The organism is Chryseobacterium wanjuense, assembly GCF_900111495.1.
GTDB classification, from domain to species: Bacteria; Bacteroidota; Bacteroidia; order Flavobacteriales; family Weeksellaceae; genus Chryseobacterium; species Chryseobacterium wanjuense.
Genome location: NZ_FOIU01000002.1, coordinates 946,963 through 969,199 on the forward strand (window position 1 = coordinate 946,963; position 22,237 = coordinate 969,199).

The window sequence follows — 22,237 nt, forward strand, 5'->3', positions numbered from 1 at the left end:
ATGAAGATCTTTAAACAAATACTTTTCTGGAGCGTGCTTGGTTTTGCGTTGATTCAGTTTATTCCGACGGATAAGATGAATAAACCTGTTGACCACAAACTGAATTTTGTGGATGCCAAACATACCCCTGGAAAAATAAAAGGATTAATAAAAGGAGCGTGCTACGACTGCCACTCGAATGAAACCGTATATCCCAAGTACGCTTACATTGCGCCCGTTTCATGGTCGGTAAAAAGCCACGTAAACGAGGGTCGCGAACATCTCAATTTTTCTGTCTGGGAAACTTATAATAAAGATTTAAAAGAAAATATGTTGAGTAAAACGATCCAGACGATTCAGGGAAAAACAATGCCGATGCCGGGATATATCGTTTATCATAAACAGGCTAATCTTTCCGACGCAGAGAGAACTTTGCTGGTAAAGTATTTCGAGGAAATGCTGAAATCGAAAACGTATTAATTCTCATTTAATTTAAATAAAAAACTCTCACAAATTAGCGGACTGAGCAGATGATTGCGTTAAAAATCTGCATTATTTGCTAATCTGCGAGAGATATTTTTTTCAATAAGAAATTAAATATTCTTCAAATACCCTTCAAAAAAATTTTTCTGAGAATCGAAAGCGATATCTTCAAGATCCAATTCTTTCAAAGGAATCCATACGGCTTCTGAAATTTCAGAAAGCTCAAGATTCACTTCAAATTTTTCCGAAACATGATATTCGTAAAAAAGATCGATCGTATTGTAATCTATCTCTTTGTACTGATATACATTCGGAAGACTTGTCAAGTATTTTAAATTTGAAATATCCACACCCAGCTGCAGTTCCTCAAAAAGCTCTCTTTTGCATGTTTCTTCGGCGCTTTCTTTGGGATCTACAAAACCTCCGGCAAGATCGAGTTTTCCCTTTTTTGGGTCTCTGTTTCTTCTTGTAAGGTAAATTTCATCCTGATATCGTATAACCACAGCTACAGCTCCGGCGACATTATTATACAAGGTGAAATTGCATTCCGGGCAGCTCCATTTTTTTTCACCGTCCCAGTGTAGAGTTTCTTTGCCGCAGCTTGGGCAATATTTCAATATTTTCATTGAACAATATTAATGTTTCTCGGGTGGTAGTTCAGAATGACATCTCTGAGTTCTTCCGTTTTCAAATGCGTGTAGATTTCCGTTGTGGTAATGCTGGAATGGCCGAGCATTTCCTGAATATAACGAAGATCTGCCCCGTTTTGAAGTAAATGCGTAGCAAAAGAATGTCTGAAAGTGTGTGGAGAAATTTTCTTGCTTACCCCCGCTTTATCTGTTAATTCTTTTATAATTAAAAATACGATTACTCTGGACATTGATGTTCCCCTGCTGTTTAAGAAAAGGGTGTCTTCGTACTTTTTATTAATCTTACTTTTTGAACGTACATCCTGAATATAGTTTTCCAGCAATTCTGCCGTATAATCTGCCAAAGGAACGAAACGGGTTTTGTTTCCCTTTCCATTTACCTTGATGTACTGTTCTTTAAAATTAATATTGGAAATTTTCAGATCGATAAGTTCCGAAACACGAAGACCGCATCCGTAAAGTACTTCGATGATGCACTGGTTTCTCTTTCCAAGGTCAGAATTTACCTCAATAGCACTGATAATTTTGTTGATATCAAGAAGGCTTAATGTGTCCGGTAAATACAATCCCAACTTAGGCCCTTCAAGCAGTGCAGCCGGATTATCTTCACGATATTCATCCTCCAAAAGGAATTTGAAGAATGCTTTAATCGATGATATCCATCTTGCCTGAGACCTTTCGCTGAATTTTTGTTTGGAAAGATTGAAGATGTATTCCTGCAGATTTTCGTACCCTATAATATCTGGACCGACGTTTGCCAGATCTTCTTCTGCGTATTCTTTTAGTTTTCTGATGTCTCGAATATAGGCGTCGAGAGTGTTTTCTGAAAAATTTCTTTCGAAGCGAAGAAAGATTTCAAAATCCTTAATTTTTTCATCCCAAGTCATTGTTGTGTTATTTTTTTAGTTCACAGTCCGAAATTTGCTCTATTTCAATGTTATGGTTTCTAAGGAACGATATCCCGTCATCGTCCGAATACTCATTAATATACACCAGCCTCGTGATTCCTGCCTGAAGAATGAGCTTGCTGCATTCTTTACATGGCGAGAGTGTGAGATACAATGTGGCTCCTTTTGCAGATTGTGTGGAAGCTGCTAATTTTAATATTGCATTAGCTTCTGCGTGAAGTACATACCAGTGTGTTTTCCCGTCTCCATCCTCACAGCAGTTTTCAAATCCTGAAGGAGTTCCGTTATAACCATCTGAAATAATCATCCTATCTTTTACGATAAGAGCCCCTACTTGCTTTCGTTTACAGTAGGATAGTTTTGCCCATTCCTGAGCCATTTTTAGATAAGCTTTGTCAAACTTATTCATACAGCAGCATTAGGTTTTTCGAAATAATTTGTATTAAGGTTGATAAGTTTAGAAGTTTGGTTTTCTTTTTTCAAGAAACGCAGAAACTCCTTCTTTTTTATCATCAAGTTCAAAAAGCTCTCCAAAATAGGTAATTTCGGTTTCAAAACCTTTATCCGTATCAGATAAGTTCACAGCGTGAATTGCCTTGGAAATTGCCATCGGTGAATTGTGGGCAATTACGTTTGCTAATTCTTTTGTTTTAGTTAATAATTCTTCAATAGGATATACTTCATTTACCAATCCGGTTTCTTTTGCTCTTTGGGCAGGAACCATTTTGGCAGAGAAGATCATTTCGTTGGCGATGCCTTTTCCTACAAGCTTCGGCAGTCTCTGAGTACCTCCATAACCCGGAATTAATCCCAGTGTTACTTCCGGAAGACCCAATCTTGCATTTTCCGATGCGTATCTGATGTGGCAAGCCATTGCAAGCTCCAGACCTCCTCCCAATGCAAAACCGTTTACGGCTGCAATCACAGGTTTGGTCATATTTTCAATTTTGTTGAATAAAATGTTTTGTCCGTTTCTGGCAAGCTCTTCTGCCTTTTCTTTTCCAAAATCACTAAATTCTTTAATGTCCGCTCCTGCAACGAAAGATTTTTCCCCACTTCCTGTAATGATGATCACCCTACAAGATGGGTCAGAATTTAATTCGTCCAGCGCTGAACTGATTTCCTTAATCGTTTGAGCATTTAATGCATTTAAACTTTCAGGTCTGTTTATAGTAATGATAGATACTTTATCTTCTTTATTTAATAATATATTTTCGTAACTCATTTTCCACATTAAAATATTATCTCGTGCAAATTATAAATTTTTTATAAAAAAAAGGAAAAAATATTAACTTTTTTTCCTCTTAATGAAATTATTGTTCAATATAATTATTTTGAGTGATTCATCATATTGGGATCAATAATGACATTCAGTTGAGATGCCACTTTCATGCCAAGCTCAATATTAGCCCTGAAAAAATGGCATAACTGGCGGTTGATGATCTCGTCTTTTTTTGGTCCGTTGATGGCTCTCATGCTTCCGACAATATTATTGACAAGATTCTGTCGGTCTTCCGGACTCATCGCTTTGGAATAAAGCAATCCGGGCTGAGTATAATGATCGTCATCATTTTCATTTCGGTTGTAAGACGCTACATGAGCGCTGTCCAGTTCATATTCGTAATTTTTATAGGAAATATCTGCTTTGATATCATCAAAACTATTGGGATGATAATTCGGTTTATCCTGATACTGGCTGGAATCTGCCATGAAACCGTCACGCTGATAATTATTAACAGCAAACGGGCATCTGTTCACTTCCAGTTGATGAGAATTCACTCCCACTCTGTATCTGTGAGCATCCGGATAGGAAAATAATCTTCCCTGAAGCATTTTATCGGGTGAAAAGCTGATTCCGTTAATTAAATTGCTTGGTGAAAAAGTAGATTGCTCTACATGAGCAAAATAATTGACGGGAACTTCATTAAGCTCCATTTCTCCCACTTCGATCATCGGGAAATCTTCATGGAACCATACTTTCGTTACATCAAAAGGATTCCATCTGAAATCTCTTGCCTGATCTTCTGTCATGACCTGGATGTACATGGTCCATTTCGGGAAATCTCCATTTTCAATGGCGTTGCAAAGGTCTTCCTGAGCAAAATCAGGATTTTCTCCTGCCATTTTTACCGCTTCAGAATCTGTGAAATTTTTAATTCCCTGCTTTGTTTTGAAATGGAATTTCACCCAAACTCGCTCATTTTTATCATTAATCATCGAGAATGTATGGGAGCCGAAACCGTGCATATGTCTATAGCCATGAGGTGTTCCCCTGTCTGACATTAAAATTAAAACCTGATGCAAAGATTCTGGATTCAGGCTCCAGAAATCCCACATCATTGTTGCGCTTTTCAGATTGGTTTTCGGAACTCTTTTTTGAGTATGAATAAAATCAGGAAACTTTTTAGCATCCTTGATAAAGAAAACAGGCGTATTGTTTCCCACAAGATCCCAGTTTCCGTCTTCTGTATAAAATTTTAAAGCAAAACCTCTCGGATCTCTTGCCGTATCTGCACTTCCTTTTTCACCTCCCACGGTAGAAAAACGGGCAAACATTCTGCACGAGTTTCCGACTTTGGAAAATAATTTTGCTTTTGTATAATTACTGATGTCATGCGTCACGGTAAAAGTCCCGTATGCACCGCTTCCTTTTGCATGAACAATTCTTTCGGGGATTCTTTCTCTTACGAAATGGGCAAGGTTTTCCTGAAGGATAAAATCTTGTAAAAGAACCGGCCCTCTCGGACCAACCGTTTGCGAGTCCTGATGTTCGTAATATGGAGCGCCGCTGCTTAACGTTAATTTCTTAGAATCCATAAGGTTATAATTTGAATAATTGAGTTGATATTTATATTGAATTATGTAAAGGTACTAAATATCAAATTTACTTGAATTTTTGATTGCCAATAGCAAAAACATTATATCTTTGTAATAGATAATATTAATCAGATGAACATTCAGCAACTGGAGTATCTTATCGCCGTAGATAAGTACAAACATTTTGGTAAAGCAGCCCAAGCATGCTTCATTACGCAGCCTACTTTAAGTGCAATGATACAGAAATTTGAGGATGAACTGGATGTAAAGGTTTTCGACAGAACGACACACCCGATTCGTACCACAGATGTAGGGCTTCAGATCATCGATCAGGCGAAGGTGATCATAGAGTCTGTCAATGAATTGAAAAATAAAGCAAACCTGCTCAATAATATTTTAGGAGGTACCATTAATATTGGAATTATCCCTACTGTTTCATCTTTTATTTTACCGACTGAGATTTTCAAATTCCTTGAGGAAAACCCGAAAATCCAGATGAATGTAAAAGAGATGACAACAGATAATATTATTAAAGCTTTAAAGGCGGGTGAACTGGATGCCGGAATTATTTCGACACCTTACGATACGGCGGATGAATTTTATCAGGATTTCTTATTCAATGAAGAATTGATGATCTACAGTTCCGATACGGAAGCAAATAAAAAGAACTCTTATGTAGTTCCTGAAGATCTTAATGTAGAAAAAGTATGGCTTCTTGAGGAAGGAAACTGTCTGAGAAATCAGTTTGAAAATATCTGTCATTTGAAGGAAAATACTTTGAAGCCTAAAAACTTGGATTTCCTTGCATCAAATATCCAGACTTTGGTACATATGGTAGATAAAGTGGGCGGAATCAGTATCTTACCGGAGCTTGCACTGAATCAGCTTTCTGATACACAAAAGGAAAATGTATTCAGATTTAAGAAGCCTTTCCCGTACAGAGAGATCAGTATCATTTACTACAAACCGACATTTAAACAAAAAATTATTGATGAATTATCGCATTCTATTAGAGCTTCATTAGAGAAAAAGCTAAATTATAATGAAAGTCCAAAAGAATTCGTAAGCATAAAACCGCAATAGTTTTTTATTACTAATGTCTGATAAATCATTAATTTAAAGAATTTTATAATTAGTAAACAAAAATTTGAGTATTAAAAAAATAGTACTTAAATTTGCCAACGTTTACGAACGAGGAAAAATTTGACCTGATTGCAACCTCTATAAAAAAATGCTAAAACAGTATTTCTTTTTTAGACTTTCCGGCAATTTATTCTTATTTTTTCTTCGTAATTTTTAATCTAAAAAACAAAGAATAATATGTCTTATTTATTTACGTCTGAATCAGTTTCAGAAGGACATCCGGATAAAATTGCCGATCAGATTTCCGATGCATTAATCGACCACTTTTTAGCATACGACAAATCTTCAAAAGTAGCTTGTGAAACACTTGTAACAACGGGACAGGTAGTTTTGGCAGGTGAGGTGAAGTCTGATGCGTATCTTGATGTGCAGACTATTGCAAGAGACGTTATCAACGGAATCGGGTATACAAAAGGTGAGTACATGTTCAATGGTGATTCTTGTGGAGTTATTTCAGCCATTCACGAACAGTCTCCGGATATCAACCAAGGGGTTGACAGAGCTGTAAACGACGAATCTTTCGAAGCTAAAGCAAATGCACAGGGAGCTGGTGACCAGGGGATGATGTTTGGATATGCAACCAACGAAACTGCGAACTATATGCCTCTTGCACTGGATTTGGCACATACTATTCTTAAAGAACTTTCTGCTGTCAGAAGAGAAGATTCTGAGATCAAATATCTTCGTCCGGATGCAAAAAGCCAGGTGACAATCGAGTATTCTGATGATCATAAGCCAATCAGAATCGATTCTATCGTAGTTTCTACGCAACATGACGATTTCGGAACTGAAGAAGAAATGCTGAACAAAATCCGCGAAGACATCAAAAATATTTTGATTCCAAGAGTGGTAGCTCAGCAGACTGAAGAGATTAAAGCGTTATTCAACGATCAGATCAAATATCATATCAACCCGACAGGTAAGTTTGTAATCGGTGGCCCTCACGGAGATACAGGTCTTACGGGAAGAAAGATCATCGTAGATACTTACGGTGGAAAAGGAGCTCACGGTGGTGGTGCGTTCTCTGGAAAAGATCCTTCAAAAGTAGACAGAAGTGCTGCTTATGCAACAAGACACATTGCTAAAAATTTAGTGGCTGCGGGTGTTGCGGATGAAGTTTTGGTACAGGTTTCTTACGCGATCGGTGTTGCTGAGCCTTGTGGTTTATACATCAATACTTACGGAACAGCAAAAGTTGATCTTCATGATGGTGAAATCGCTAAAAAAGTTTCTACAATTTTCGATTTAAGACCTTACGCGATCGAACAAAACTTGAAATTGAGAAACCCAATTTACCAGGACACAGCTTCTTACGGACACATGGGTAGAGAAAGCTATGTAGCTGATAAGACTTTCAATAAAGGACAAAAAAATGAGTTAACTCTTAAAGGACTTGAGTTCTTTACTTGGGAAAAACTTGACAAAGTAGACGAAATTAAAGCTTCTTTCGGAATTTAATTTTTTCTATTAATAATAAATAACTGCTTTATCTTTCCGATAAGGCAGTTTTTTTTAATTTTACATTTAAATAATAATTAAAGATGATGAATTTTCGATTCGCAATTACATTCCTATCCATATTTTTCCTGACGACGTTTGTAAAAGCTCAATATACGATGCATAAAATGATAAGTGTAGGATATACTTATCAAAATCAGAGTTTCGGGGAACTTGGTGGGAAATTGCTTTTTCTGAAAAACGATGATGTGATATACAGACTGGGAGCATCTGCTTTGATGGGTTCTGCCCATTCGAAATTTGCCATAATGCCGAAATTACAGGCCGATGTTTTGTTAAATTTTGAAAAAAATGTGGATTTTTATCACTCTTATTATTTCCTGATCGGAGCAGAAGGAACGAATAAATATGTCGCTCCGAAAATCGGTGTTACCCTTTTTGGGATCTTAGATTTGACGGGAGGATATGCTTTCCCGATCGGAAACAGCGGAATTAACGGAAAAGAACTGAAAGGTCTGAATGTTAATTTTACACTAAATATCCCTACTGTATTCATTCACGATATGTTTAAATGATTTTTTTTAAATTTTTCTTGTAAAAAATTAATAATAGGTTAACAGTTATTAAAATTTTATTATATTTACACCTATAAAAAATTGTACCGCCTATTGATTAGACTTTACTCTGAAGAATTGTTTTGTTTTTACAGTTTTAGCCAGATAAAATATCTGGATAATTGATTGTCAGCAAAAATATTTATTGAGAAGAAAGTTATGAAATCAAAATCGGATAGTTTACTAATTTCCCTTTACCAGAAAGGAGACGAGGAGGCGTTGTCAACCCTTATTCATCGTCATCAGAGAGAACTGTTTACATTCATTTTTTACAAAATTAATGATGAAGATCTTGCCAATGATGTATTTCAGGATACATTCATGAAGATCATTGTAATGCTGAAAGAAGGACGCTACAACGAAGAAGGAAAGTTCATTCTTTGGGCAAAAAGAATCGCCCACAATCTTATTATAGACCATTTCAGAGCAAAAGCCAAAAACATCAAAGTTTCAGAAACTACTTTTGAAACAGATGAGTATTCTATTTTCGACTTACTAAGAGAACCATCAGAAAACATTGAAGATCAGCTGGTAAGTAACCAGATTCAGGAGGATCTTCTGAGAATGCTTCAATTTCTTCCCCTAAATCAGCAGGAAGTCATTAAATTAAGATTTTTCGACGGACTGAGTTTTAAAGAAATTGCAGACCATACCGATATGAGTATTAATACCACGTTGGGAAGGGTACGCTACGCTTTAATCAACCTGAGAAAAATCATGGACGAAAATAATATTATCTTGACCAGATAGATAATAATTTCGGGAAATTCTCGTTTTAAGGAAAAACATTTATCGCCTATGAGAAAAAATGATTCCTTAAAAGTGAAAACTTTGAAACCTAAGAAACAAACAATTGAGTTTTTACTCAATTTTTCGAAGAACCTTGAGGTTGTAAAAACCAAGAGCAAGAATTATCCGATTTCCAAAAATTAAAATTATTATTTTTGTGCTGTATGAATATTCAGCACATTTTTTTTGACCTCGACAATACGCTCTGGGATCATCGCAAGAACGCGTACCTTACCATCAAAGATCTTTTCGAAACGGAAGAAATTACTTTAAAATATAATATTGATTTTGAGGAGTTTCATTCTGTCTACCACAATATCAACGAAAGTCTATGGGAAAAAATAAGAGACGGAATTATCGATAAAGAATACTTAAGAAAGCATCGTTTTTATGACACGTTCAAACATTTTAATGTCGATGACTTAGAGTTGTCGATGTATTTCGAAGAACACTTTTTAGATAAAATTCTCAATCATAATGAGTTGGTGGAAGGCGCACAGTATATTTTGGATTATTTAAAAGCTAAAAATTATACGCTGCATGTGATCTCAAACGGGTTCAAAGAAGTGACGGAAAGAAAATGTATTTTATCCAGAATCGACAAATATTTTCAAACCATTACCAGCGCAGATTCTGTTGGTGTAAGAAAACCGAATCCTAAGATTTTTGAATATTCGTTACAGTTGGCAGAAGCCTCAAAAGAAGAAAGTATTCTGATCGGAGACGACTGGATCGCGGATGTTGTCGGCGCACAGAATTTCGGAATGGATGTTATTTTTTTTGATGTTTTTAATGAAAATCCAAAAGAAGAAGGTTTAAAAGTAATTAAGCATCTTCTACAGATTAAAGAATATTTATAATAAAAGCCTTCACTTCGGTGAAGGCTTTCCTGTTGATAGATTTTATATTGAAATACTTTCCATTGCTTTTGCAGCAAATTCTTCTTTTAAATCGGGTTTGCTCTGGGCTTCTATTCTAAAGACAGTCACATCTGTGATTCCGATAAAATCAAGAACAGAACGAAGGTAATTTTCGGTATAATCCAGATGCTTTCTTGGCCCTTCACTATAGATACCACCTGAGGAAATTGCAAGATATACTTTCTTATCATTCAGCATTCCCTGGGCTCCACTGGCAGAATGTTTGAAGGTAACATCTTTTCTGATCAGATGGTCTATCCAGACTTTTAAAGTAGAAGAGATTCCGAAATTATACATCGGAACATTAATCACGATAATATCTGCATTCATCACTTCATTCACTACTTCATCGGATAATTTTAATGCTTCCTTCTGTTCTGGTGTTCTATTTTCATCAGCAGTAAAAAATGATCTCATTTGAATTTCTTCCAGATGTGGGAGTGTTTGTTTTGTCAGATTTCTTACTGTTACGGTACTGTTTGGGTATTTTCCCTGTAATTTATGTACAATAGCATTACCTAATTTTGTACTTGCGGAAGCCTCATGTATAGGGCTTGAAATTATATTTAAAATTTTCATCATTTTATTATTTATATATGTTTTTATTTTCTGAAAAACTATCTGTTATTTATAACCTTTTTTTACGGCATCATTTAATTGCCAAACTGTCGTTGCAAAGTCTAAGCCCAGCACACCATATACGTCATGAGCTTTAGGGTCTGCATTATCTCTTAATAATTCTACAGCTGCCGTTGCATAATCAGTCAACGGAATTCCAAGAGTCGTAAGTCTTTGGATACCTGCAACTCTTTTATTTTCATTAAAAGTTCCTGAAGCATCCAGTACCACTCTTGCATCATATCCGGCCTGTGTAGCTGAGATTGCAGGAAGAGATGCACACACTTCAAGGGAAATACCGGCAATCAGAATTTGCTTACGACCTGTAGCTTCTATGGCTTTTACAACATTCGGATCATCCCATGCATTGATTAGGCTTCTTTTAATAACAGTTACATTAGGTAAGGCAGCGGTAAGTTCGGGTATTACAGGTCCCCATAATCCGTCTGAACCTACGGCTGTAATAATTACCGGCACACCCATAATTTGAGCTGCCTTTGCCATAGCTACTACATTTTTTCTAAGATCGGCAGTACTGATGTCCCTTACTCCGGAAAGTAGCCCGACTTGCTCATCTACCAATAACAATACCGTATTTTCTTTTTGAAGAATAGGTGAGGATTTTGTTTTCATCATATTTTTTGTCTGTGCATTAAGATTTGTCAGCCCGATTATTGCAAGTATAATTAAACTTAAAAATTTTGTTTTCATTATTTTTTTTAATTTTATAATGCAAAGTTAGGGATGCAATTGTTGTTTTTTTCAGTTGCTATCTTGGAGTATAGGGAATCATAAATGCACTCAATAAAGATGATAAATAAATTAAATTTCGACGATGAGTATCTTAAAAAGCTCGAGCAGAATATTTGTTACAACAAAATATTAAATATGGCTGATACTCTTGATGTTTTAGCAGGAAAATGGAAAATTCCTATTATCGTTTGTCTTTCGTTCAAGCCAAAAAGATTTAGCGAAATTTCAAAGGAATTAAAAACTATTACAGACCGTACCTTATCCAAAGAATTAAAGTATTTGGAAGAAAATTTATTAATTAGCAGAAACATTATTGATGAATATCCTTTATCTATAGAATATGAAATTACGGAGCACGGACTGTCTCTCACAAGGATTTTAATGGTACTAAGAGAATGGGGTGAGCTTCATAGGGAAAAAATTCTTGAGCATCATCGTGAAGACTCTCAATCTGTACATAAAATATAAAAAAAAGGATCAGCAATGCTGATCCCGATTTATGTTTAAGGAATTATTAAAATCCCAAACTTTCCCTTACTCTTTTAAGTGTTTCAGTAGCAATTACTCTTGTTTTCGTTGCTCCTTCCTGAAGTTTTGCCTCCAGCTCACTAAGATTATTCATATAATAATTATAAGTTTCTCTTTCCTTCTCGAATCTTGTCAGAATCAGATCCAAAAGCTCTTTTTTAGCATGACCGTAGCCAAAGTTTCCGGCTAAATATTTTGCTCTCAGCTCTTCTGTCTGCTCAGGAGTGGCGATCAATTGATAAATGGCAAAAACCTTATCCGTTTCAGGATCTTTAGCTTCTTCCAGTGATTTCGAATCGGTTTCGATGCTCATGACCTGCTTTTTCAGTTCTTTTTCAGGTAAGAAAATATTGATGATGTTTCCTCTGGATTTTGACATTTTCTGGCCATCAATTCCGGGAACATATTTCGTATTTTCCTGAAGCTCAGCCTGAGGAAGTACCAAAACTTCACCCATCTGATTGTTGAATCTGGCAGCTACATCACGCGCAATTTCCAAGTGCTGAAGCTGGTCTTTCCCTACAGGAACAATTTCTGCATCATACAACAGAATATCTGCAGCCATCAGGATCGGGTAGGTAAATAAACCTGCGTTTACATCCTGCAGTCTGTCTGCTTTATCTTTAAAAGAATGCGCTAAAGTAAGTCTTTGATAAGGAAAAAAACATGATAAATGCCAAGAAAGTTCACAGGCTTCCGCGATATCGCTTTGTCTGTAAAAGTATGTTTTTTCGGTATCCAACCCACAAGCGAGCCAAGCCGCAGCAATCTCGTAGGTATATTGTTTCATCACTTCAGCATCCTTAATCTGTGTTAAAGCATGCAGGTTGGCGATAAATAAAAATGATTCGTTTCCTTCCTGTTTTGATAGCTCAATCGCAGGAATGATAGCACCCAACAAATTACCAAGGTGCGGTGTTCCGGTGGCTTGAATGCCGGTAAGAATTCTTGACATTGTTTAAAATTTATATTTAAAAATTAATGAATTGCAAATTTAATTATTTTCCTCTGATTACTCGGATTTTTATGTTTATGTAAAAATCAATTTAAGTGCAAAGATTTTATTTCCAAACCTATTATTTTTTAGAAGGCAAAGGCAAATGAATTTGCCACGCGAAGCTTCATCAATCAACTTGTTGACTATTCTTTGTCCACTTTATATTAATTATTATTTAGATTAAAACTTTGCATTAAAAAAAACAGAGAGCAAAAATCAAGGAATCAAAATCTTCTTCCCTCCAAACTTAGGTTTAACACCCAAAATTAAATCATAATACGCTTTTGCTTTAGCAAAATATTCCCTGATATTTGTTTTAACGCCCATATATTTATTGACGTCTTTCGCATTATATCCGAATGCATCAATGCCATTCTTTTTGGCTAAAAACACGGCTCTTTCATTATGAAATTTCTGAGAAATAATCACCAGTTTGGTCTGCCCGAAAATTTCTTTTGCCCTCACTACAGAATCCAGTGTTCTGAAGCCTGCATGATCCAGGAAAATCCGGTCATGGGGAATCCCGTAATGAACCAATGTTAAAAGCATATCCTCAGGCTCATTATAGCTTTTTCGGCTATTGTCACCGCTTACAATGATGTATTCTATTTTCCCACTCTTGTACAGATCTACCGCAGCCTGAATCCGGTTGTAAAAATAAGCGTTGGGAAGTCCGCTGTTCAGGTTTTTACTTGTTCCCAGGAGTAGTGCGGTTTTGGTTTCGGGGATATCTGCAATATTGTAAGAGATATAAGAATCGCTGTTTTCTTTGATGCTGTAATTTGCCCAGGCAATAAAAATAATTCCTGCAACGAGAAGAAGCAGGAAAAATTTAAATAAGATTTTAATGATTTTTTTCATCTGTGTAAAAATATTCTAAAATTCGAGGCCGTTCGGGAAAGCTTTTTTTCTGAATACCAGTAATAAAACTGCTCCTACCGTAATCGCCGAATCTGCTACATTGAATATATATTTAAAAAATTCAATATGTTTTCCTCCTATTAACGGAAAATTTTCAGGAACGTTCCAGTCTACCAAAGGGAAGTGGAGCATATCAACCACACATCCTTTCATAAAAGTAGAATAGCCTTCGCCTACAGGAACAAATTTTGATATTCCGCCATAGCCGATCCATCGGTCGATACTTTGGTCATACACCGTTCCGCTGTCGAAAATAAGACCGTAAAACATCCCGTCAATTAAATTCCCGATCGCTCCCGCAAAAATCATTGCCATAGGAATCAGAAGGTAATTGGATTCTCCTCTTTGCAGCCATTTCTTGAATAAATAAATCATTCCTCCGATTAGAATAATTCTAATGAATACAAGGAAATATTTCCCTAAAATTCCACCGAAATGAAGCCCGTAAGCCATTCCCGGATTTTCTACAAAAGTTAATTTGAATCCCGGAAAGACCGAAATGCTGTCATCCAGATTGAAATGTGTTTTTACGTAAATTTTTGAAGCCTGATCTATTAACAGTATTAAAAATGTTACGGCTAAGATTTTTTTCAAGATTTCTAAGTTTTAACTGCTTTTATTCTACATTTTGGACAATTCATCAAGTCTTTTTCTGTCTTTTTCAGATAAATCGTTGATCCCGTTTTTGCCCATCTTACTCAAAAGTTTGTCGATTTCTTTTTCCCTTTCGCGTTTATCGGAATTAAACTTATCATCAATCGTATAGTTTTTTTGTCTGTCCGGAAAGAATCTCTTCTGGATCCAGTCTCTATTGAAAAACGCTAAAACGGCAATGATAATAATTCCTAAAATTAACAATTCGCTCATGGATATAAATTAAAAATTAGGTTTATAAAGTATTTCATGAAATACGATATAAACCCAAATTTATTTACTAACCCAGTGGGTTATTTCTGCATATTTTTCGCTTCGATGCTTAGTGTAGCGTGAGGAACTGCCAAAAGTCTTTCTTTAGGAATCAATTTACCGGTTACTCTGCAAACGCCATAAGTTTTGTTTTCAATTCTTATTAAAGCATTTTTCAGGTCACGGATGAATTTTTCTTGTCTTCCTGCCAAAATTGCGTTCTGTTCTTTACTTAAAGTTTCCGCACCTTCTTCGAAAGCCTTAAAAGTAGGCGATGTATCATCAGTACCATTATTCTGGTCATTAATGAAACTTTCGTTGATCAATGCTAAATCTTTCTCAGCTTTCGCAATTTTTTCTTTGATGACTGCTTTAAATTCCTGTAAATCAGCATCACTGTATCTTACTCTTTCGTCTGACATGTTCTTTTCTCTTTTTTAATAAAATTATGAAATGGAATTTGAAAAACAATAACTATATGTTAATTTTTTTCAATATTTAGTTTAAAATTAACCTCATCTATTTCGATTTCGTTAAAATTTGAAAGTGAAGATACAATTTCTATTTTATTTGACAAGACTTCTGAAGAAATATATTCTTCATTTTTCTTAATATCATTCAGGAAAGGGGTGTCTTCTTCCAGGAAGATAGTAATTCTGTCTGTCAAATCGAAATCCTTATCTTTTCTCAAGTTCTGAATTCTGTTGATGAATTCTCTTGCGATACCTTCAGATTTTAATTCGTCTGTTAATGTCAAATCTAATGCCACAGTTGTTTTTCCATCAGAAGTTACTGTCCATCCCGGGATATCTTTTGTAGAAATTTCCACATCATCAAGTGTAATTTCGTATCCCTGAACGTCTAATTTTCCTTCTTTTTCAAGTTTTGAAATCTGTTCTGCATCAAAATTTGTGATCTCTCCTCCAACCACTTTCATGTCTTTTCCTAGCTTAGGACCAAGCGCTTTGAAATTGGGTTTTATCTGTTTTACAATTAAATGGGATGCTTCTTCTGCATTAATTAATTGCAATTCTTTAACATTAACTTCCTGCTTGATTAATTCTGCAACCGCCATGATCTGGCCTTCCGCTTTAGAATCCATCACAGGAACCAATACTTTTTGCAAAGGCTGGCGAACTTTTACGTTTTCTTTTTTTCTTAAAGAGAAAACCATACTTGTGATGCTCTGTGCCAAGTGTGTTTTTTCAACCAGATCTTCATCGATCAGGCTTTCATCAGCAACAGGGAAGTCTGTCAGGTGAATAGATTCGGCACTTTCTTTACCTGTTACTTTATTTAAATCCTGATACAATTGATCCATAAAGAACGGAGCAATTGGCGCGGATAATTTGGCAACCGTTTCCAGACAGGTATATAAAGTCTGATAAGCCGAGATTTTGTCTTCTGTGTAATCTCCTTTCCAGAAACGTCTTCTGCACAATCTTACGTACCAGTTGGATAAGTTATCATTTATAAAAGTGTTGATGGCTCTTGCAACTCTTGTCGGTTCGTAATCTTCGTAGAATGCTTTTACTTCTTTGATTAATAAATTTAATTCAGATAAAATCCATCGGTCGATTTCAGGTCTGTTTTCAACATCTTTTTCAGAATAATTGAATCCGTCAACATTCGCATACAAAGCAAAGAATGAATAGGTATTATACAATGTACCGAAGAATTTTCTTCTTACTTCATCTATTCCTTCGATATCAAATTTCAGGTTTTCCCAAGGATTTGCATTCGAAATCATGTACCAACGCGTTGCATCCGGTCCGTAGATCGCTAAAGTTTCAAACGGATCAACTGCATTTCCTAAACGTTTTGACATTTTCTGACCGTTTTTATCCAAAACAAGTCCGTTACTCATTACATTTTTATAAGCAACTGAATCAAAAACTGCTGTTCCGATCGCATGAAGTGTGTAAAACCAACCACGGGTCTGGTCAACCCCTTCCGCGATGAAATCTGCCGGGAATGCTTTATTTGTATCAATTAATTCTTTATTTTCAAAAGGGTAATGCAGCTGCGCATAAGGCATCGCCCCGGAATCGAACCAAACGTCGATCAGGTCGCTCTCACGTCTCATGGCTTTTCCTGAATCTGAAACCAAGATTACTTTGTCGACGATATTTTTGTGCAGATCAACCAAAGCATAATTCTGCTCAGACATATTTCCGATGATGAAGCCCTTGAAAGGATTTTCTTTCATTAATCCCGCCTCAACAGATTTTTCGATCTCATTGTACAATTCTTCTACGGAACCGATGATTCTTTCTTCTTTCAAATCATCTGTTCTCCAGATTGGCAACGGAATTCCCCAATATCTTGAACGGGACAAGTTCCAGTCGTTTACATTTTCCAGCCAGTTGGCGAAACGTCCTTCTCCGGTTGATTTTGGCTTCCAGTTGATTTCTTTGTTTAAATTAACCAAATTGTCTTTTACAGCAGTCATTTTAACAAACCAAGAATCCAATGGATAATATAACAATGGCTCATCAGTTCTCCAGCTGTGCGGGTAACTGTGAACGTATTTTTCTACTTTGAAAGCTTTATTCTCTTCTTTTAAACGAATTGCAATTTCTACATCAACAGATTTTTCTGGTGCTGTTCCTGCATCATAATATTCGTTTTTCACATATTTGCCGGCAAATTCTCCCATATGCGAAGTGAACCTTCCTTGTAGATCTACCAAAGGCACCGGATTTCCGTTTTCGTTTAAAACCAACATTGGCGGAACTTCCGGGGTAGCTTCTTTAGCCACTTTTGCATCATCAGCACCAAAAGTCGGAGCTGTGTGAACGATACCTGTTCCGTCTTCTGTCGTTACGAAATCTCCTGAAATTACTCGGAAAGCATTTTCCGGATTTTGATACGGTAAAGCGTAAGGCAATAGCTGCTCATATTTAATTCCTACCAAATCAGCACCTTTGAATTCTGCCAGAATTTGATAAGGGATAACTTTGTTTTCTGAAGTGTAATTAGCAAAATCTTCATCAGCTCCTTCTGCATATTTCTTCCCAAACTGTTTTCCGACCAAAGCTTTAGCCAAAACAATATTAATCGGCTCAAAAGTATATTGATTGAAAGTTTTTACTAAAACATAATCGATTTTCGGACCTACTGTCAATGCTGTATTGGAAGGCAGCGTCCATGGAGTTGTCGTCCAGGCTAAGAAATGTACGTCTCCAAAACCTTGTAAAAACGAAGGCAAAGTTTCCGGAAGTGTCTTGAATTGCGCTACAATTGTCGTATCTGAAACATCACGGTAAGCTCCGGGTTGATTAACTTCGTGCGAAGAAAGTCCTGTTCCCGCTTTCGGCGAATAAGGCTGGATCGTGTATCCTTTGTACAATAATCCTTTATCGTACAATTGCTTCAACAACCACCAAACGGTTTCCATATATTTTGACTTATACGTGATATACGGATCCTCAAGGTCTACCCAATATCCGATTTTCTCAGTAAGGTTATTCCAAACATCTGTATAACGCATTACCGCTTCACGACAAGCTTTGTTGTAGTCTTCAATAGAAATTTTCTGGCCAATATCTTCTTTAGTGATTCCTAATTCTTTTTCTACGCCTAGTTCCACAGGAAGTCCGTGTGTATCCCAACCCGCTTTACGGAAAACCTGCTTCCCGTTTTGGGTCTGATAACGACAGAAAATATCCTTTAATGCTCTAGCCATAACGTGGTGAATTCCGGGCATACCGTTTGCTGAAGGCGGACCTTCATAAAAAACAAACTCAGGTTTCCCCTCACGAATCTCAACACTCTTATTGAAAGTTTTATTTTGTTTCCAAAATTCCGCTACATTCTCTGCTACGTCAATAAGGTTGAGGTTTTTGTATTCTTTAAATTGGCTCATTGTAATATATCAATATCGTTGATTAATTAAGTTGGCAAATTTACTAAAATTTGTCGGTTTATAATATATGTTTTATTTAGGTAATTTCTATTAAAAAGTTCAATTTCAGAAATATAAATGGAGAAAGTGAGAAAAAGTGAATGGTGAATAGTCAATAAGTGAATTTTTCTGCCTGTTTCGAGCATGAAATTGAAGCCATATTATCTATGAAAAAGCCACCGGAAGGTGGCTGTAAATTATTCCAGGCTACTATTTAACCCTAAAATGTTAGTAAATCTTCCTGCTTCGTATTCTTGAATATAATATTCTTCAGATTTGCTGGTTCCAAATACGACAATGTTTCCTGTTTTGTTTTCTAACAAGAAAGGAGCATTCCCAAGTAAAGTATTATCATCATCATTTCTAGTGTCATTATATTTTTTTGTATTGTAGAAAAATATAATACCATAAGGCTTTTTTATTGCTTCGTTATCTAAAATGACAAGATCATATTTACTTTTTGCGCTTCTTTTTTTTACATATTTTTCTGCAATCTCTATTACTTGTTGTTCTGTTAACATTACTTTATTAATTCTATTTTTTTATAAAGAAATCATTAATTTCCATATATCGGGTTGGTCCAGTCCACACATAAAGCATTTCTAAAGTTTCAGAATCTGTAATAATTGAAGTCTCCGAGTTTAGTAGTGGCTCAGTAAAGCTAGTTATAATTGTATTTTTATAGGTATTATCTCTTAATTTCATATTTTCATGATAATAGGATATAATACTGGTTATTCTGTAATCGATCTCGTCAAGCTTTAACTTTATTGTTGAGGTCATCTTTTCTTCTTTTTCTTCTATTGTCATTATGATTTTTATTTAATCTGAAAGTAAGTCTTGATGTTAATTCTGATTAGGATCCCAAACACCATATGATGCAGGTTTCCAGGTGCCGTCCTCATATCCCTTAATATAGTAATCAACATCCATAGCAGTGCCAAATGGAATAACAATACCGGTATCATTTTTAATCAAAAAAGGCCCATTACCTGCCAATCGATGTTTCTTGTAATCTTTAGCTCCATAAAAATAAATTCTTCCATAAGGTTTATCAATTATAATATCTTTGGGAATAATTAATTCTACGTTTATATTTTCAGATATCATTTTTACATATCTTTCCGCGATTTTATCTATTTTTTCATTACTTAGCATCATCTTATTTTACTTTAATATATTCAAAATATTTATAGTCTCTTGTTCTGGCTAATATTCCAAACTGTCCATCGGGCAGAATCAGCCTGTTATTCTTTTTAACAATATTAAAAACATGTCCTTTAATAGTTGTGGAAATATTTTTGTAGGCAAAAATAATCCCAATTTCTCCTTCTTTCATTCCTTTCTCTGCCTTAAGATCTTCTAAAGTTGTTGGTTTAAACTTATTATTATAAATTTGTTCTAATAAATCAACTTCTTGTCCTTCAGAAGGTAATGCAGTCTTTAATTCACCTGTTGTTAGATATTCTATTACATTTTTAACCACATTTACACAATTAGTATTAGAAATCATAACAACTTCTCCATTTACCACGTGATGATTAAAATATGGTAATACTTCATAAATATAATCAATCGCATTTTCACTAGTAATTTTACCTTCAACTATAGCTTCCTGAAGAGCTTTCCATCCTGCTTCAAACTCTTCTGCTTTCATACTGAAGTTAGGAGGAAGATTTTCCGCCATTCCTGCAAGGCGGCTTATCTCTTGATCAAGCTTTGTAATATTACCGCCAGCTTTCCTGTAAAGATAATCTAAAAATTTACCTGTTCTTCTGGCGGAATTAGCATGAAAGAATTTTTTTCCTTTATAAAGTACTGCAATCTCTTTCGCTGCATTTTCCACAAAAAGCACTCTCAACTTCTCAAAATCAGAAGAATGCTTGGTGATATTTTTAATGCCGTCTTTTAAAAGAACTTTTAATCCATTTTTAGAATAATCCCTTAAAGGAAACGAATATAATGTATTTTTGATTAACTTTTGTACACTTTCCTGTTGACGCGGAAATCTGGAAGTATACAGGACTTCTACTGTGGCATCCAGTGCTTTTTCTGCCTTAGGCAGCATACTCACCATTGCACTTGTTGCGCCCTGAACCATGTAAATATCATCCCATAATTCTAAAAGCTTCTTTCCTTTGGTGGTCATTTTAAGCTCATCTCTGAGCTGAGTCTCTATATAAAAATCTGAAAGAGCAACCCCAATATCCGCATAAGCAACATATAAAGGTAATCCTGATACCCCGGATTCAATAGTTGCAAGACTGGCCGATATAACGATAAGGTCGGCAGCAACGCGCAGACATCTTAATGCATCTTCTGCCGCTTTTTTTTGAGCTATATGATAAAGGAATAATGCAGGAACTTCAGTATCTGTTTCAAGAGTTTGAATTTTACCCGTACGAAGTTTTACCTTTTCATACACTTTGAGATGCAGCATATCAAGAGGTCTGAATTCTCCGTTTTCAATTTCATTTTCAGCTTCAATTTCCTTTGTTTTTAGATTAAATACTTTTACGGTATTAATTAAAGTTACGATATTATCAGGGTCTCCTTCCATAAAATATCCTGTAAGCTCACAATGTCTTTCTATGGTATCGGAATCTCTGCTGACTCCCAACGCGAAAAGAGAACCTCTTTGCAGAGGCTGATGAGCATCATCCATTGCATGTTGAGCCTGCATGAAAGCCATAACGGAAATGACAAAAAGCTCTTTGTTTTCAAACATCTGCCCATAGGCAACCTGATTGGTATCCGAAATAATGCCTTTTCCCATATATACACTTTCTCCGTCTAAGGAATGATAAATGTGAAGAATGAGCTTGGGATCATTTTTAATCTTTTTATAAACGAATTCTCCGGAAATTGCTGTGAGAATACGGATGGCATAACGGCTTTTGTCTCTGAATGGTTCTACTGCCATTGCAGCTGCTTTGCTTATTGAATCTACATCACGGGTGAGTTGGGAATCAAAATTTAAAAACTTTAAAAAGTGGTCCCATAACATCTCGTCTGAAAGTTTCTTTGCTTTTCCTTTGTAATCCACACCTGTAAGGGCAAAATTGGGAAGCTGATTATAGAAGAACATCAGATCATCGATTGTGGTAAGGCTGCTTCCTGCTTCTTCAAAGCGGGCTATGAGACCTACTTGAGCCATTTCCCGGTGATGAGGAAAAAGATAGATGATAGTATCCATATAGTCCTCCACATCGCTGAGGTTAATTTTTATGGCATCAGGAGATTTAGAAGAATAGGTTAAAGTGGACTCAACCTCATTAATTACGGTTTTTGTTACCTCTCTATTATATTCACGGTAGGGGATGTTAATTGTACATTCGATTTTTCTCTCTTTGATACCTATCTCAGTATGATGGGTATAATTTTGAGGGTCAATATATCCGGGGCTAATGTTTACCCAGACCTTATTATCAATGCGCTCTAAAAAAGAGTTTTCAAATTGTTTTGGGTCTACTTTAGGCTCCTGTATGACTAATTTTTCAATCATCTTGGCCTTCACTTTTACATTGTCAATTTTTGCAGGAGGTATTTCTTTCAGGTTTACTTTTTCTACTTCTTGCGAATAGTTGATAAAGTTTTTTTCTGCATCAAAAACATAAGTATTGAAATCTGTTGAAGAAGCAAGTAATCTGAAAAGTTTGCCTTCATCTACCCACAGATTTGTAAAAAAGGGCTCTATGGAATTGGTTGCAACCTTTTCTCCTCTCATATCTGCCCATATTTCTCTACTTATCTTATCAAAATCGCCCATCCTTTTTAAAGGGTTTTTAAAATTCATCTTTAAGTTTTTTCATTAATAATATTTTTATGTTCCAGTTGTTGATAAAT

Annotated in this window: 24 protein-coding genes; 7 read left to right on the plus strand and 17 right to left on the minus strand. The window is 35.7% G+C overall.

The window, feature by feature from the left end:
* Entirely contained in the window at window positions 1-459 is a 459-nt protein-coding gene (locus BMX24_RS16095) for a heme-binding domain-containing protein (protein WP_089794496.1), read from the plus strand.
* A 113-nt stretch (window positions 460-572) separates the two neighbouring features.
* Here BMX24_RS16095 and BMX24_RS16100 read toward each other — a convergent pair whose 3' ends face one another.
* The 5 genes from BMX24_RS16100 to BMX24_RS16120 all read right to left on the minus strand — a co-directional run bounded on the left by BMX24_RS16100 (window position 573) and on the right by BMX24_RS16120 (window position 4,837).
* A complete protein-coding gene (locus BMX24_RS16100; protein ID WP_089794498.1) occupies window positions 573-1,088 on the minus strand; it encodes an NUDIX hydrolase in 516 nt (171 codons plus the stop codon).
* Complete coding sequence (gene xerD / locus BMX24_RS16105) at window positions 1,085-1,999, minus strand: site-specific tyrosine recombinase XerD (RefSeq protein WP_089794501.1); 915 nt, start codon at window positions 1,997-1,999, stop codon at window positions 1,085-1,087. Before xerD ends, BMX24_RS16100 begins: the two co-directional genes overlap by 4 nt.
* Before the next feature lie 7 nt (window positions 2,000-2,006).
* Entirely contained in the window at window positions 2,007-2,429 is a 423-nt protein-coding gene (locus BMX24_RS16110; protein ID WP_089794503.1) for a deoxycytidylate deaminase, read from the minus strand.
* A 48-nt stretch (window positions 2,430-2,477) separates the two neighbouring features.
* Window positions 2,478-3,245 (minus strand): enoyl-CoA hydratase-related protein, encoded by a 768-nt coding sequence (locus tag BMX24_RS16115; RefSeq protein ID WP_089794755.1) that lies wholly within the window; start codon window positions 3,243-3,245, stop codon window positions 2,478-2,480.
* Window positions 3,246-3,349: 104 nt separating this feature from the next.
* Entirely contained in the window at window positions 3,350-4,837 is a 1,488-nt protein-coding gene (locus BMX24_RS16120; RefSeq protein WP_089794505.1) for a catalase, read from the minus strand.
* Between the two features lie 132 nt (window positions 4,838-4,969).
* Here BMX24_RS16120 and BMX24_RS16125 point away from each other — a divergent pair, with 132 nt between their 5' ends.
* From BMX24_RS16125 to BMX24_RS16145, 5 genes are all read left to right on the plus strand, one after another.
* On the plus strand, window positions 4,970-5,920 hold the full coding sequence (locus tag BMX24_RS16125; protein ID WP_089794507.1) for a LysR substrate-binding domain-containing protein: 951 nt from the start codon (window positions 4,970-4,972) through the stop codon (window positions 5,918-5,920).
* A 237-nt stretch (window positions 5,921-6,157) separates the two neighbouring features.
* Complete coding sequence (gene metK, locus BMX24_RS16130; RefSeq protein ID WP_089794509.1) at window positions 6,158-7,438, plus strand: methionine adenosyltransferase; 1,281 nt, start codon at window positions 6,158-6,160, stop codon at window positions 7,436-7,438.
* An 83-nt stretch (window positions 7,439-7,521) separates the two neighbouring features.
* Window positions 7,522-8,013 (plus strand): hypothetical protein, encoded by a 492-nt coding sequence (locus BMX24_RS16135; protein WP_089794511.1) that lies wholly within the window; start codon window positions 7,522-7,524, stop codon window positions 8,011-8,013.
* A 198-nt stretch (window positions 8,014-8,211) separates the two neighbouring features.
* The gene (locus BMX24_RS16140; RefSeq protein ID WP_089794514.1) at window positions 8,212-8,802 is read left to right on the plus strand and encodes an RNA polymerase sigma factor; all 591 of its coding nucleotides are present in this window, start codon (window positions 8,212-8,214) and stop codon (window positions 8,800-8,802) included.
* 203 nt (window positions 8,803-9,005) lie between these two features.
* A complete protein-coding gene (locus tag BMX24_RS16145) occupies window positions 9,006-9,701 on the plus strand; it encodes a YjjG family noncanonical pyrimidine nucleotidase (RefSeq protein ID WP_089794515.1) in 696 nt (231 codons plus the stop codon).
* A 42-nt stretch (window positions 9,702-9,743) separates the two neighbouring features.
* Here the strand turns inward: BMX24_RS16145 and BMX24_RS16150 are convergent, their stop codons facing one another.
* Together BMX24_RS16150 and BMX24_RS16155 are read right to left on the minus strand one after the other, a co-directional pair.
* Window positions 9,744-10,343, minus strand: coding sequence for an FMN-dependent NADH-azoreductase (locus tag BMX24_RS16150; protein WP_089794517.1), 600 nt, complete (start codon window positions 10,341-10,343; stop codon window positions 9,744-9,746).
* A gap of 42 nt (window positions 10,344-10,385) precedes the next feature.
* Complete coding sequence (locus BMX24_RS16155) at window positions 10,386-11,090, minus strand: isochorismatase family protein (RefSeq protein WP_089794519.1); 705 nt, start codon at window positions 11,088-11,090, stop codon at window positions 10,386-10,388.
* Window positions 11,091-11,189: 99 nt separating this feature from the next.
* Here BMX24_RS16155 and BMX24_RS16160 point away from each other — a divergent pair, with 99 nt between their 5' ends.
* Window positions 11,190-11,600 carry a winged helix-turn-helix transcriptional regulator gene (locus BMX24_RS16160; protein ID WP_089794758.1) on the plus strand — a complete coding sequence of 137 codons (411 nt, stop codon included), beginning with the start codon at window positions 11,190-11,192 and terminating at the stop codon, window positions 11,598-11,600.
* A 46-nt stretch (window positions 11,601-11,646) separates the two neighbouring features.
* On the opposite strand, the gene trpS is transcribed toward BMX24_RS16160, so the two are convergent.
* The 10 genes from trpS to BMX24_RS16210 form a co-directional block, all read right to left on the minus strand.
* Window positions 11,647-12,615 carry a tryptophan--tRNA ligase gene (trpS, locus tag BMX24_RS16165; RefSeq protein ID WP_089794520.1) on the minus strand — a complete coding sequence of 323 codons (969 nt, stop codon included), beginning with the start codon at window positions 12,613-12,615 and terminating at the stop codon, window positions 11,647-11,649.
* A 258-nt stretch (window positions 12,616-12,873) separates the two neighbouring features.
* Window positions 12,874-13,518, minus strand: coding sequence for a SanA/YdcF family protein (locus BMX24_RS16170; RefSeq protein WP_089794522.1), 645 nt, complete (start codon window positions 13,516-13,518; stop codon window positions 12,874-12,876).
* Between the two features lie 15 nt (window positions 13,519-13,533).
* Complete coding sequence (locus BMX24_RS16175) at window positions 13,534-14,172, minus strand: lipoprotein signal peptidase (RefSeq protein WP_089794524.1); 639 nt, start codon at window positions 14,170-14,172, stop codon at window positions 13,534-13,536.
* 27 nt (window positions 14,173-14,199) lie between these two features.
* Window positions 14,200-14,445, minus strand: coding sequence for a DUF6576 domain-containing protein (locus BMX24_RS16180; protein WP_089794526.1), 246 nt, complete (start codon window positions 14,443-14,445; stop codon window positions 14,200-14,202).
* 80 nt (window positions 14,446-14,525) lie between these two features.
* Window positions 14,526-14,906 carry a TraR/DksA family transcriptional regulator gene (locus BMX24_RS16185; RefSeq protein ID WP_089794528.1) on the minus strand — a complete coding sequence of 127 codons (381 nt, stop codon included), beginning with the start codon at window positions 14,904-14,906 and terminating at the stop codon, window positions 14,526-14,528.
* Between the two features lie 59 nt (window positions 14,907-14,965).
* Window positions 14,966-18,352, minus strand: coding sequence for an isoleucine--tRNA ligase (ileS, locus tag BMX24_RS16190; protein ID WP_089794530.1), 3,387 nt, complete (start codon window positions 18,350-18,352; stop codon window positions 14,966-14,968).
* Between the two features lie 236 nt (window positions 18,353-18,588).
* Window positions 18,589-18,912, minus strand: coding sequence for a hypothetical protein (locus BMX24_RS16195; RefSeq protein WP_089794532.1), 324 nt, complete (start codon window positions 18,910-18,912; stop codon window positions 18,589-18,591).
* Window positions 18,913-18,925: 13 nt separating this feature from the next.
* Window positions 18,926-19,201, minus strand: coding sequence for a hypothetical protein (locus BMX24_RS16200; RefSeq protein WP_089794534.1), 276 nt, complete (start codon window positions 19,199-19,201; stop codon window positions 18,926-18,928).
* Window positions 19,202-19,237: 36 nt separating this feature from the next.
* Window positions 19,238-19,552 (minus strand): hypothetical protein, encoded by a 315-nt coding sequence (locus BMX24_RS16205; protein ID WP_089794536.1) that lies wholly within the window; start codon window positions 19,550-19,552, stop codon window positions 19,238-19,240.
* Window position 19,553: 1 nt separating this feature from the next.
* Complete coding sequence (locus BMX24_RS16210; RefSeq protein ID WP_089794538.1) at window positions 19,554-22,187, minus strand: hypothetical protein; 2,634 nt, start codon at window positions 22,185-22,187, stop codon at window positions 19,554-19,556.
* Window positions 22,188-22,237: the final 50 nt, after the last annotated feature.